This window comes from Roseateles sp. P2_H4 (assembly GCF_056403315.1).
On the sequence record NZ_JBFUFR010000077.1, the window covers coordinates 1 to 11,499 of the forward strand.

10 protein-coding genes and 3 tRNA genes are annotated in these 11,499 nt (G+C 66.6%); 9 read left to right on the forward strand and 4 right to left on the reverse strand.

Features of this window, described 5'->3' with window-relative positions:
• The 4 genes from AC1DW3_RS30085 to AC1DW3_RS30100 all read left to right on the forward strand — a co-directional run.
• Positions 1-1,832, forward strand: a 1,832-nt coding sequence (locus tag AC1DW3_RS30085; protein WP_477937852.1) for a DUF1800 domain-containing protein, incomplete at its 5' end; no start/stop codon positions are given.
• 10 nt (positions 1,833-1,842) lie between these two features.
• Positions 1,843-3,174 carry a DUF1501 domain-containing protein gene (locus AC1DW3_RS30090; protein WP_477937854.1) on the forward strand — a complete coding sequence of 444 codons (1,332 nt, stop codon included), beginning with the start codon at positions 1,843-1,845 and terminating at the stop codon, positions 3,172-3,174.
• Positions 3,174-3,998 (forward strand): AraC family transcriptional regulator, encoded by an 825-nt coding sequence (locus AC1DW3_RS30095; protein ID WP_477937856.1) that lies wholly within the window; start codon positions 3,174-3,176, stop codon positions 3,996-3,998. The genes AC1DW3_RS30090 and AC1DW3_RS30095 overlap by 1 nt, the downstream gene beginning before the upstream one ends.
• Positions 3,999-4,064: 66 nt before the next feature.
• A complete protein-coding gene (locus tag AC1DW3_RS30100) occupies positions 4,065-5,270 on the forward strand; it encodes a glycoside hydrolase family 88/105 protein (RefSeq protein ID WP_477937858.1) in 1,206 nt (401 codons plus the stop codon).
• Positions 5,271-5,277: 7 nt separating this feature from the next.
• Here the strand turns inward: AC1DW3_RS30100 and AC1DW3_RS30105 are convergent, their stop codons facing one another.
• Entirely contained in the window at positions 5,278-7,551 is a 2,274-nt protein-coding gene (locus AC1DW3_RS30105; protein WP_477937860.1) for an Orn/Lys/Arg family decarboxylase, read from the reverse strand.
• 119 nt (positions 7,552-7,670) lie between these two features.
• Between AC1DW3_RS30105 and AC1DW3_RS30110 the strand changes: the two genes are divergently transcribed.
• Both AC1DW3_RS30110 and AC1DW3_RS30115 read left to right on the forward strand, forming a co-directional pair.
• Positions 7,671-8,099 (forward strand): NfeD family protein, encoded by a 429-nt coding sequence (locus AC1DW3_RS30110; protein ID WP_477937862.1) that lies wholly within the window; start codon positions 7,671-7,673, stop codon positions 8,097-8,099.
• A 37-nt stretch (positions 8,100-8,136) separates the two neighbouring features.
• Positions 8,137-9,048 carry an SPFH domain-containing protein gene (locus AC1DW3_RS30115; protein WP_477937864.1) on the forward strand — a complete coding sequence of 304 codons (912 nt, stop codon included), beginning with the start codon at positions 8,137-8,139 and terminating at the stop codon, positions 9,046-9,048.
• A 279-nt stretch (positions 9,049-9,327) separates the two neighbouring features.
• Here AC1DW3_RS30115 and AC1DW3_RS30120 read toward each other — a convergent pair whose 3' ends face one another.
• On the reverse strand, positions 9,328-10,038 hold the full coding sequence (locus AC1DW3_RS30120; RefSeq protein WP_477937866.1) for an autoinducer binding domain-containing protein: 711 nt from the start codon (positions 10,036-10,038) through the stop codon (positions 9,328-9,330).
• Between the two features lie 78 nt (positions 10,039-10,116).
• Here AC1DW3_RS30120 and AC1DW3_RS30125 point away from each other — a divergent pair, with 78 nt between their 5' ends.
• The 3 genes from AC1DW3_RS30125 to AC1DW3_RS30135 all read left to right on the forward strand — a co-directional run bounded on the left by AC1DW3_RS30125 (position 10,117) and on the right by AC1DW3_RS30135 (position 11,060).
• Positions 10,117-10,491 (forward strand): hypothetical protein, encoded by a 375-nt coding sequence (locus AC1DW3_RS30125; RefSeq protein ID WP_477937868.1) that lies wholly within the window; start codon positions 10,117-10,119, stop codon positions 10,489-10,491.
• Between the two features lie 51 nt (positions 10,492-10,542).
• Positions 10,543-10,632, forward strand: a tRNA-Ser gene (locus AC1DW3_RS30130).
• A 203-nt stretch (positions 10,633-10,835) separates the two neighbouring features.
• Positions 10,836-11,060 carry a hypothetical protein gene (locus AC1DW3_RS30135; protein WP_477937870.1) on the forward strand — a complete coding sequence of 75 codons (225 nt, stop codon included), beginning with the start codon at positions 10,836-10,838 and terminating at the stop codon, positions 11,058-11,060.
• 53 nt (positions 11,061-11,113) lie between these two features.
• Here AC1DW3_RS30135 and AC1DW3_RS30140 read toward each other — a convergent pair.
• Positions 11,114-11,190 (reverse strand) — tRNA-Asp (locus AC1DW3_RS30140).
• 109 nt (positions 11,191-11,299) lie between these two features.
• Positions 11,300-11,375, reverse strand: a tRNA-Glu gene (locus AC1DW3_RS30145).
• Between the last annotated feature and the right edge of the window lie 124 nt (positions 11,376-11,499).

Sequence of the window (11,499 nt, forward strand, 5' to 3'; positions counted from 1 at the left end):
GCATCACGCAGGTCCAGCCACGGCTGTGGAGCATCAGCCCCGCCGCCGTGCCCGCTGGCGCCTTCACGCTGAAGCTCAACGGCGCGTCCTTCCCGACCAACGTGGCGGTGAAGGTCGGCGACCTGAATGCGACGGTCACCCGCGTGTCGGCGACGCAGCTGCTGGCCTCGGCAACGGCACCCAGCACCTGGCTGGGCAAGACGCAGCCGGTGCAGGTCTGGGCGACGGGCCTGGGCACCATCGGATCCGACGTCGTCAACCTGTCCATCTCCGCCTCGGCGCCCGCACCCACGCCGGCGCCCTCCCCCGCCCCTTCGCCCAGCCCTGCGCCGAGCCCGGCCCCCACACCCGCGCCAGCGCCCTCTCCTGCGCCTGCCCCTTCGCCGGTACCCGGCCCCGGCCAAGGCACGGCCAATCTGGCGGCCGCGCGCTTCCTGGAACAGGCCAGCTTCGGTCCCAACGCCGCCAGCGTCACCCGCGTGCAGAGCCTGGGCCAGGACGCCTGGCTGACCGAGCAGTTCGGCCTGGCCGAAACGACCGTGGCGACGCCATCGGATGGCACGACGTCGACCGTGGCGGCCCAGATGCTGAACCGGCTCACCGACGCCCCCGACCAGTTGCGCCAGCGCGTGGCCTATGCGCTGGCCCAGGTCATCGTCATCTCGGCCAACAAGAACATCTACGCCGAGGAGATCGCGCCGCATCTGCGCACGCTGAGCAAGAACGCCTTCGGCAACTACCGCACGCTGCTGGAGGAGGTGGCGCRCAGCCCGCAGATGGGCAAATACCTGGACCTGGCCAACAGCAACAAGCCGCTGGGCGGCTCGGCCGCCAACGAGAACTTCGCGCGCGAGCTGATGCAGCTCTTCACCATCGGCCTCGTCAAGCTGAATGCCGACGGCACGCCGCAGCTCGACCTGTCCGGCCGCACCATCCCGACCTATGACCAGTCGACCATCCAGCAGGTGGCGCTGGCGCTGACSGGCTGGACCTATGTCGGCAGCGGCACCAACAACTGGGAGAACTTCAGCGGCGCCATGGTGCTGCGCGAGGTCAACCACGACCAGCGCGCCAAGAGCTTCCTCGGCTGCAGCCTCGCGGCCAGCCAGGGCACCGATGCCGACCTGAAGGCGACGCTGGACTGCCTCTTCCAGCATCCCAACACGCCGCCCTTCGTCGCGCAGCGGCTGATCCGCCAGCTCGTCAAGAGCAACCCCAGCCCAGCCTATGTGCAGCGCGTCGCCACCGTGTTCACCAACAACGGCAGCGGCGTGCGCGGCGACCTGCGCGCCGTCGTGCGCGCCATCCTGCTCGACACCGAGGCCCGCAACGACACCGCCGGCACCAATGACGGCCGGCTGCGCGACCCGATGCAGCACATCGCGGCCACGCTGCGTGCGCTCAATGGTGGCTTCCAGCCCGGCAACAACCTCGGCTGGGAGATCGGCCGCACCGGCCAGACGCCGCTGACACCGCCCTCGGTCTTCGGCCACTACTCGCAGCTCTTCCGCCTGCCGCAAACAACGTTGAACGCGCCGGAGTTCCAGATCTACACGCCTACCGAGGCGACGCTGCGCGGCAACTTCCTGTGGGCGCTGCTGACCCAGCCGGGCAGCAACATGCGCGTCAATCTGCAGCCCTTCACCGCGGTGGCCAATGACACGACGGCGCTGATCAATGCGGTCGACCAGGCGCTGCTGTGGGGCCGCATGTCGACCGCCATGCGCCAGAGCCTCGCGAACGCGATCAATGCCCAGTCCGACGCCACCCAGCGCGCGCAGGTGGCGCTGTACCTGACGCTGCTGTCCGGCCAGCACGCCATCCAACATTGAGGAGGACGCCATGACCGCTCACCACACCACCCGCCGCGCGCTGCTGCGCGCCGCCTGCGCCCTCACCGCCGCACCGGCCCTGCCCAGCCTCGCGCAGACCACCGAGGACTACCGCGCCCTCGTCTGCATCTTCCTGGCCGGCGGCTGCGACGGCCACAACGTGCTGATCCCGCAGAGCCCGGCCGCCTATGCCGCCTACCGCAGCCTGCGCGGCGGCTTGGCCCTGCCCGACCAGTCCGCCAGCCTGCTGCCCATCACGACGACCGATGGCGTGGCCTATGCGCTGAACTCGGGCCTGCAGGCCGTCCACCCGCTTTGGGCCCAGGGCAAGCTGGGGGCAATAGCCAACGTCGGCCCGCTGCTGGCGCCGACGACGCGCGCCCAGATCACGGCCGGTACGGCGACGCTGCCCGCCAACCTGTTCTCCCACTCCGACCAGATGCAGCAGACCCAGGCCGGCAACGGCAGTGGCGGCGGCACGGGCTGGGGTGGGCGCACGGCGGACGCGCTGGTTGCGCGCAACGGCAGCTCGCGTTTCCCGGCCGCCGTCTCCATGGCCGGCGGCGCGCTGTTCGCCAACGGCGCCCAGGTCCCCAGCGCCAGCTTGGTGCCGGGCTTCAATCTCGACGTCAGCGGCATGAGCGCCTGGCCGGCCTCGGCCACCACGGCGCGCAGCCAGGCCTTGAACGAGATCCTGGCGCTGGACGGTGGCGTGCGCCTGATCCAGGCCGCCAACCAGGTGAGGCGCGATGCCCTCAGCCTCGGCGCCCTGCTGCGCAGCAGCGGCGCGGGCACGGTCGGCACCGTCTTTCCCGGCACCGACCTTGGCCGCCAGCTGCAACAGGTCGCCCGCGTCATCGCACTGCGCGGCAGCGTCGGCGTGAAGCGTCAGGTCTTCTTCGTGCAGCTCGGCGGTTTCGACACCCACAGCGGCCAGAGCTGGCAGCAGTTGGACCTGCTGCGCCAGCTCGGTGACGCGATGGGCGCCTTCTACAACGCCACCGTCGAGCTCGGCGTGTCTCAGATGGTCACCAGCTTCACGCAGAGCGAGTTCGGCCGCTCGCTGCAGCCCAGCGGCTCGGGCAGCGACCATGGCTGGGGCAACCATCACCTCATCCTGGGCGGCGCGGTCAAGGGCGGCCAGGTCTATGGCCGCTTCCCCTACCCGGCTCTGGGCGGTGCGGACGACTCCGGCAGCCGCGGGGCGCTGATCCCCTCCACCTCGCTGGAACAGTTCGGCGCGACACTTGCGCGCTGGTTCGGCGTCGACGCCGCCGGCCTCAACACGGCCTTCCCGGCGCTGGCCGCCTTCACGCCACAGGATTTGGGATTCATGGCCTGATGCCCGCGAGTCGCACCCAACTGCTGCCGCCCAGCCCGGCGCTGGCGCCTTACGTCCAGGCCATCGCCGTGCGGCGGCCCAGCCCGGAAGGGCCGGCATTGCCGGCGGTCCAATGCTTTCCCGCCAATGTGCAGGGCGCCCTCACCGTGCTGCACCGTGGTGATTGGGTCGACGCCGACTCCGGCCATTCGCTCGCCGATCTGGAGCTGGCCGGCCCCCGCCTCAGGCCCGCAAGGCGCGCCTATGCAAACGACCCGGCCATCACGACGGTGCTGCTGCACCCAGGCGTGCTGAGCTGGCTGTTCGACCTGCCGGCCGCGGAATGGGTGAATCGGCGCGGGCCGGCGGCCGAGGTCATTGGCTGGCCGACGGCCGAGGTGCTGCTGTCGCAGCTGCGCCGCGCCAGCAGCACGGCGGCCCAGGTCTGGATCATCGAGCAGCAGTTGCACTGCTGGGTGGAGAAGGCCCGGGCGCGCCACGCCTGGCAGCCGCCGCCGCGCGTGCCGACAGCGGCCTTGAGCGTGGGCGCCTGGGCCGACGTGGCCACGTCCAGCGCCAGACAGTTGCAGCGCCGTGTCGGCGACGCCCTGGGACTGTCGCCCAAGGCGCTGCTGCGCATCGAGCGCCTGAACGAAGGCCTGCGCCGACTCGCCGACGGCGAAGCACTGGCCGACGTGGCGGCGCAATGCGGCTTCAGCCACGCGGCTCACATGGTGCGTGAGTTCCGCGCGCTGACCGGCCTGAGCCCCGCCGGCGTGCGCCGCGACCTGACCCGCCACGAGGGCCTGCCCTGGCGCCTGGGCGAGGCCCTCACTTCAGCCTAGGGCCGCCCCGCTGCGGCGGCGCCTTGAAAGCGCTTACATTCCGGCCGACTCTGACGAGGAGACTCGATGAAGACGGCCCTCCTGTACGCCACCGGCCTGCTGGCCTTGTTGCCTCTCGCAGCCCTGGCCGAGCCGGCAATGCCGCCGGTCTCGGCCGCTGCAGCCGATGCCGTGCCCTGGAAGCCAGCGGCCGTCATCGCGCTGGCCGAGAAGGCGGGCCGCTGGCAGCTGAAGGCGCTGGAGCGCGGCGAGCACCCGCGCTCCGTCGAGTCCATGCCCGACCCCAGGGGCTGGGAACAGGGCGCCCTCTTCGTCGGCCTCGTGGCGCTGGCCGACCACAGCAAGCAGCCGGAGTTCGCCGATGCCATCCTGCAGCGCGGCAAGGACAACGGCTGGCAGCCCGGCAGCCGCCCCTATCACGCCGACGACCACACCATCGGCGCGGCCTATCTGTGGGCGGCGCGCCATGGCACCGGTGCCGCGGCCATCGCGCCGCTGCGCGAGCGCTTCGACCAGATCCTGGCGAGCCCGAGCAGCGTCGACCTGCACTTCGTCGAAATGCCGGACCGCAGCGTGCCGGCGGTGGACCGCTGGTCCTGGTGCGATGCCCTCTTCATGGCGCCACCCGTCTGGCTCGAGCTGGCCAAAGCAACGGGCGAGGTGAAGTACGCCGACTTCGCCAAGCAGGAGTTCTGGGCGACGACGGCGCTGCTCTACGACAAGGAGGAGCAGCTCTACTTCCGCGACAGCCGCTTCTTCGACCGCCGCGACATCAACGGCCGCAAGGTCTTCTGGTCGCGCGGCGACGGCTGGGTCTTCGCCGGCCTGGCGCGGATGCTGGAGCAACTGCCCAGGAACGACCCCGATCGTGGCCGCATCACCGCCATCTTCAAGGACATGGCGGTGAAGCTGAAGGCCATCCAGAAGCCCGATGGATTCTGGGCGCCGTCACTGCTGGGAGATCCCGAGACGGCGCTGCCCGAGTCGAGCGGCACGGGCTTCTACACCTACGGCTTCGCATGGGGCATCAAGGCCGGGCTGCTGGACCGCAAGACCTACGAGCCCGTGGTGCGCAAAGGCTGGGCGGCGCTGACGCGGGCTGTGCACGCCGACGGCAAGGTCGGCTATGTGCAACCGGTCGGGGACAGGCCGGAAGCCGTCGAATACGACGACACCCAGCACTACGGCGTCGGCGCCTTCCTGCTGGCCGCCACGGCGGTGGCCGACCTGAACCTGGCGCCGGTCACGCCACCGAAAGCGTCGACGAAGTAGCGCCCGCTCAGGCCCTCACGCAGTCCACGTAGTAGCGGCCGCGACCCGTTTCCTCGTCCACCTCGTGCACGAGGCCGTGCACGTCGGTCGCGAAGCCCGGGAACTTGGCATTGAAGCTGCGCGTGAACTTCAGGTAGTCGACGATCTTCTTGTTGAAGCGCTCGCCCGGGACCAGCAGCGGGATGCCGGGCGGGTAAGGCGTCAGCAGCGAGGTGGTGATGCGGCCTTCGAGTTCGTCGATGCCGACGCGCTCGGTACGGCGCTGCGCGATGTGCGCGTAGGCGTCGCTCGGCGTCATGGCCGGCTGCAGGTTGGACAGATACATGTCCGTCGTCAGGCGGGCGATGTCGCCCTCGGCGTAGGCCTGGTGGATGCTCTGGCAGAGGTCGCGCAGGCCCATGCGCTCGTACTTCGGGAACTGCGCGACGAACTCCGGCAGGATGCGCCACAGCGGCGCATTCTTGTCGTAGTCGTCCTTGAACTGCTGCAGCGCCGTCAGCAGCGTGTTCCAGCGGCCCTTGGTGATGCCGATGGTGAACATGATGAAGAAGGAATACAGCCCGGTCTTCTCCACCACGACACCATGCTCGACGAGGAACTTGGTGACCACCGAGGCCGGGATACCCGTGGCGGCGAAGCGCCCTTCCATGTCCAGCCCGGGCGTGATGATGGTGGACTTGATCGGGTCCAGCATGTTGAAGCCTTCGGCCAATGCGCCGAAGCCATGCCAGTCCTCGTCGGCATGCAGCATCCAGTCGGCCGACACGGGGTGGCTGCCCTGGTCGTCCTGCGCACGCAGGAAGTCGGGGCCCCAGACCTTGAACCACCAATCGTCGCCGTAGTCGCCCTCGACCTTGCGCATCGCGCGGCGGAAGTCCAGCGACTCCCTGATGCTCTCCTCCACCAGCGCTGTGCCGCCCGGGGGCTCCATCATGGCCGCAGCCACGTCGCAGCTCGCAATGATGGAGTACTGCGGGCTGGTGCTGGTGTGCATCAGATAGGCCTCGTTGAAGAGGTGCTTGTCGAGCTTGACGCTCTGCGAGTCCTGCACGAGCACCTGCGAGGCCTGCGAGATGCCGGCCAGCAGCTTGTGCGTGGACTGGGTCGCGTAGACCATGGCCTCCTTGGGGCGCGGACGGTTCTTGCCCATCGCGTGGAACTGGCCGTAGAAGTCGTGGAAAGCCGCGTGCGGCAGCCAGGCTTCGTCGAAGTGCAGCGTCGGGATGTAGCCGTCGAGCTTCTTCTTGATGGTCTCGGTGTTGTAGAGCACGCCGTCATAGGTGCTCTGCGTCAGCGTGACGATGGAAGGCCTGACGGTCTCGGGGTCGACGTGCGCCAGCAGCGGGTTGGCCGCGATCTTGGCGCGAATGGCCTCGGGGCTGAACTCGCTCTCGGGGATGGGACCGATGATGCCGTAGTGGTTGCGCGTCGGCGTCATGAAGACGGGGATGGCGCCGCACATGATGATGGCGTGCAGATTGCTCTTGTGGCAGTTGCGGTCGATGACGACCACATCGCCCGGCGCCACCGTGTGGTGCCAGACCATCTTGTTGGACGTGCTGGTGCCGTTGGTGACGAAGAAGCAGTGGTCGGCATTGAAGATGCGCGCGGCATTCTTCTCGCTGGCGGCAACCGGGCCGGTGTGGTCGAGCAGCTGGCCAAGTTCCTCGACGGCATTGCAGACGTCGGCGCGCAGCATGTTCTCGCCGAAGAACTGGTGGAACATCTGGCCCACCGGGCTCTTCAGGAAAGCCACGCCGCCGGAGTGGCCGGGGCAGTGCCAGGAGTAGGAGCCATCCTGCGCGTAGTCCATCAACGCCTTGAAGAACGGCGGCGCCAGCCCGTCCAGATAGCTCTTGGCCTCGCGGATGATGTGGCGAGCCACGAACTCCGGCGTGTCCTCGAACATGTGGATGAAGCCATGCAGCTCACGCAGCACGTCGTTGGGCAAGTGCTGGCTGGTGCGCGTCTCGCCGTAGACGTAGATCGGGATGTCCGGGTTGCGGTTGCGGATCTCCTGGATGAACTTGCGCAGGTTCAGCACCACGGGGTCCATCTCCGGGCCGGCGGTGAACTCCTCGTCGTCGATGGACAGGATGAAGGCCGAGGCGCGGCTTTGCTGCTGGGCGAACTGCGACAGGTCGCCATAGCTCGTCACGCCCAGGACGTCCATGCCCTCCTTCTGGATGGCCTCGGCCAGCGCGCGGATGCCCAGGCCCGAGGTGTTCTCGGAGCGGTAGTCCTCGTCGATGATGACGACGGGAAAGTGAAAACGGATCATCGGCAGCCTCCAGCGGGCGGGCATCAAAAAACGAAGCGGCGAAGTGTAGGGCCGCAGCGTGTCCCGGCCATGTCGTACGGGGTCTAAACTGGGTCGACACCACAGCCTTGGGAGGCGAGATGGATTGGAACTGGGCCACTGTCTGGTGGATCGCGGCCGGCGCGCTGGTCGCCGCCGAACTGGCGACCGGGAGCTTCTATCTGCTGATGCTGGCCGTGGGCGCCGCTGCGGGTGCCGTCGCGGCTCATCTCGGCTTGGGGCTGGCGGGGCAAATGCTGGCCTCGGCCGTCATCGGCGGCGTGGGGGTTTTCGCGTTGCATCGGCAGCGTGCCAAGGCGCCCAAAGCGGCGCCGGCATCCAGCAACCCGGATGTCAACCTCGACATCGGCCAGACCGTGCAGGTGGACACCTGGTCCAACGATGGCCTGGCCCAGGTGAAATACCGCGGCGCCGCCTGGCAAGCCCGCTTCATCGGCAGCGCGCCGGCCCAGAGCGGCAGACACGTGATCCGCGCCGTCGAAGGCAGTTGCCTGCTGCTGGATCGCTGAGCACCCTTCCCTGTTCGCAACCGCCCCGAGAGGCTCCATGGAAATCGCACTCGTCATCCTCGTCATCGCCGCCATCTTCGTCGTCCGCTCGATCAAGGTCGTGCCCCAGCAGCACGCCTGGGTCGTCGAGCGCCTCGGCAAATACCACGCAACGTTGACGCCGGGGCTGAACTTCCTCGTGCCCTTTGTCGACCGCCTGGCCTACAAGCACTCGCTGAAGGAGATTCCGCTGGACGTGCCCAGCCAGGTCTGCATCACGAGGGACAACACCCAGCTGACCGTCGACGGCATCCTCTATTTCCAGGTCACCGACCCGATGCGCGCCAGCTATGGCGCCAGCAACTACGTCATCGCGATCACGCAGCTGGCCCAGACCACGCTGCGCTCGGTCATCGGCCGCATGGAGCTGGATCGCACCTTCGAGGAACGTGCCGTCATCAACACCTCGGTCGTCGAAGCCCTGGACGAAGCGGCGTTGAACTGGGGCGTCAAGGTGCTGCGCTACGAGATCAAGGACCTGACGCCGCCGCCGGCCATCCTGCATTCCATGCAGGCCCAGATCACCGCGGAGCGCGAGAAGCGCGCACTGATCGCCGCGTCGGAAGGCCGGCGCCAGGAGCAGATCAATATCGCCACGGGCGAGCGCGAGGCGGCCATTGCGCGCTCAGAAGGCGAGAAACAGCGCGAGATCAATCAGGCCCAAGGTCAAGCCTCAGCCATCACGGCAGTGGCCGACGCCACGTCCGACGCCATCCGCAAGATCGCAGCAGCCATCCAGCAACCCGGTGGCGACCAGGCCGTGCAGCTGAAGGTCGCCGAGAAAGCCGTCGAGGCCTACGCACAGCTCGCGCAGAAGAACAACACGATGATCGTGCCGGGCAATATGACGGAAGTCGCTGGCCTGATCGGCACCGCGATGGCGCTGCTCAAGGGCGGCGCGCGGCCGTAAAAACAAAAAAGCCCGCGAGGGCCCTGAGTCAGGGCGGTCGCGGGCGCAAGACGTTCGGGGGGCGCCGAACGAAAGCGATGGAGGTGTCGCTTTTCCTAAGAACTCTTCAAAAGCGCTCAGCTGCCCGTGATGGGGAAACCGAACAGTTCCGCGACAACTTCCCAGAAAGAAAACTGTTCCATTTGCACCATCCGTCAAGCAGCGTTGAGATGGCGCGCAGTGTGTAGGACAGCTCGAAAACGGTGAACTACAAACCCTGGTAGGGGGCCGCTGGTCTGGTCAGATGATTCCCAGCTCCATGGCCTTCAAGACGGCCTGATGCTTGGTCGACACGTCGAGCGACTTGAACAGTTGCTTCATGTGGTAGTTGACCGTGTTCTCGCTGATGCCAAGCAGGCTTCCAACGACCCATGCACTCTTGCCTTCCATGGTCAGCTTCAGAATTTCGAGCTGGCGCGATGGGAGCCCAAGCGGCGTCGATCTCTTCGGCGCCCACAAACGACCCGCGGCGTCCTGCGCATGGACGGCGAGCAACTGAAGGTCCGCAATCATCCGGTTCAGCTTGATCGGATCCTTGGGCAAGGGATCCTCGCGATCGACCCCGAGCAACAAGCGGCGATAGCCAGGCATCTGGACGCCGACGGCGACACCGGTTCGATAGCCGAAAGGCGCGTACATCTCCCACAACTCGCCTGCACCGGCCTCGGCATAGAACGCCTGGTCGTAGATCAGCGGCTTGGTCAGATTCATCAAGCGCTGATGCACAGGGTCGCGCCGGGCGTAGCTGTTGTCCTTTTGGATCTCCAAAAACGCCTCAGGCGTATTGCCCACGGCGTGATATTCCGTCTTGGCACCTGGACCGCGTTGTTCAACGACCAGTAGACCGACGACCAGACCGAAATCCAGGTCGTTCGCGAAGTCGATCAGGCCCTGTCGAAAGGACGTGAGATCTTCCGCTTGACTGACTTGTTCGTACCGCTGGAGGTTCATGCGCTACTAGGGTTGGTAGGAGCACAGCGGCGTCGACGAACGCAAACTGCAAGCCATCCAAATGACGGGGAGATCCGAATGCAGATGGCAGCTTGGCAACTGATGGCCTGCGATACGGTCGTTAAGACTGTAAACGAGTTTGAAAAGGTGACTCACGACCTACGCCAAATCGGGAGCAGCGTGCAAGTGCACGATGCACGTTCCGGGCTGCGTTGTGGTCAGGAAGTCTGGGCCGCGCTTGCCGACGGCGAAGCGATCCAGATCGCCTGGGAATGGACCGAGATCCAGCCCGACGTCGTGGCGCTGTTCGACCCGATGAACATCCTGTGCAACGTCGCGCTGATCGATGGCCATGGGCACGAGCTCGCACGCGCGCGCCGTATGCTGCACCTCAACAACGTCGTGCATCAACTCGATTGGCGCGGCGCGCTGGATTGGCGCACCGCCAACTGACTGAACGTTTCCCTCCAGGGGTCTGCAATAGGTTATGATGGCAGGCTTGCAGGAGAGGTGGATGAGCGGTTTAAGTCGCACGCCTGGAAAGCGTGTGTGGGCTAATACCCACCGCGGGTTCGAATCCCGCCCTCTCCGCCAAGCATGATCGGGCCCTCAGGGGCCCTTTTTGCTTTTCGGGCCTGGCGATTGATCGACGTTCGGTCGCAGTTCAGCCCCCTGAAAACGCAGTTCGTCGCGCCGCACTGGCCCACCGCCCAACCTTGTTCAACACTTCAGTCTGCGCCTTGCCAACTGCAAGGCTGGAGTCGGAGATGCCAACAGTGAAAAAGGGATGGTTGTGCTTGAGCCTCGCCCTCGGGATGCTCGCCACAGGCCTGCCGGCCGAGGCCAGCGAGGTCGTGAAGCTCGCCCGCCTGGTGGTCAGCGGCAAGCGCAGTCCCGTTGAAACGCCGCGAACCGCCCCGGCCGAACAGCGCCCTGCGCCAACCAGCCCCCAGGCTCATGGCAACGGTGGAAATGACGACGCCGGCACTGCCCCGGCGCCCGCACGCGGCCTGGTTTCCTGAACCCCCAAATGGAAATGCGCCGAAACCTCACGGTTTCGGCGCATTATTATTTTTGGCGGAGTGGACGGGGCTCGAACCCGCGACCCCCGGCGTGACAGGCCGGTATTCTAACCAACTGAACTACCACTCCGCGTGGTGATGCATTTTCGAATATCTCTCGATATTCTCAAGCCACATCAAACTTGCCCGTCTTGCGACAGGATTGCCAATCCCATCTTGCGATGGAATTGCCAATAACTTGGCGTCCCCTAGGGGATTCGAACCCCTGTAATCACCGTGAAAGGGTGGTGTCCTAGGCCTCTAGACGAAGGGGACTCAATCTTTCAAATCCAAACTGCGTGCCACCTGAATATCCCTGGAGATATTGGTGGAGGTAAGCGGGATCGAACCGCTGACCTCTTGCATGCCATGCAAGCGCTCTCCCAGCTGAGCTATACCC

What these genes read in the sequence shown, in the direction of transcription:
- AC1DW3_RS30095 (WP_477937856.1), top strand. Translation starts at nt 3,174, where the DNA reads ATGCCCGCGAGTCGCACCCAACTGCTGCCGCCCAGCCCGGCGCTGGCG.
- AC1DW3_RS30115 (WP_477937864.1), top strand. Translation starts at nt 8,137, where the DNA reads ATGGAAATCGCACTCGTCATCCTCGTCATCGCCGCCATCTTCGTCGTC.
- AC1DW3_RS30105 (WP_477937860.1), bottom strand. Translation starts at nt 7,551, where the DNA reads ATGATCCGTTTTCACTTTCCCGTCGTCATCATCGACGAGGACTACCGC.
- AC1DW3_RS30090 (WP_477937854.1), top strand. Translation starts at nt 1,843, where the DNA reads ATGACCGCTCACCACACCACCCGCCGCGCGCTGCTGCGCGCCGCCTGC.
- AC1DW3_RS30100 (WP_477937858.1), top strand. Translation starts at nt 4,065, where the DNA reads ATGAAGACGGCCCTCCTGTACGCCACCGGCCTGCTGGCCTTGTTGCCT.
- AC1DW3_RS30110 (WP_477937862.1), top strand. Translation starts at nt 7,671, where the DNA reads ATGGATTGGAACTGGGCCACTGTCTGGTGGATCGCGGCCGGCGCGCTG.
- AC1DW3_RS30120 (WP_477937866.1), bottom strand. Translation starts at nt 10,038, where the DNA reads ATGAACCTCCAGCGGTACGAACAAGTCAGTCAAGCGGAAGATCTCACG.
- AC1DW3_RS30125 (WP_477937868.1), top strand. Translation starts at nt 10,117, where the DNA reads ATGCAGATGGCAGCTTGGCAACTGATGGCCTGCGATACGGTCGTTAAG.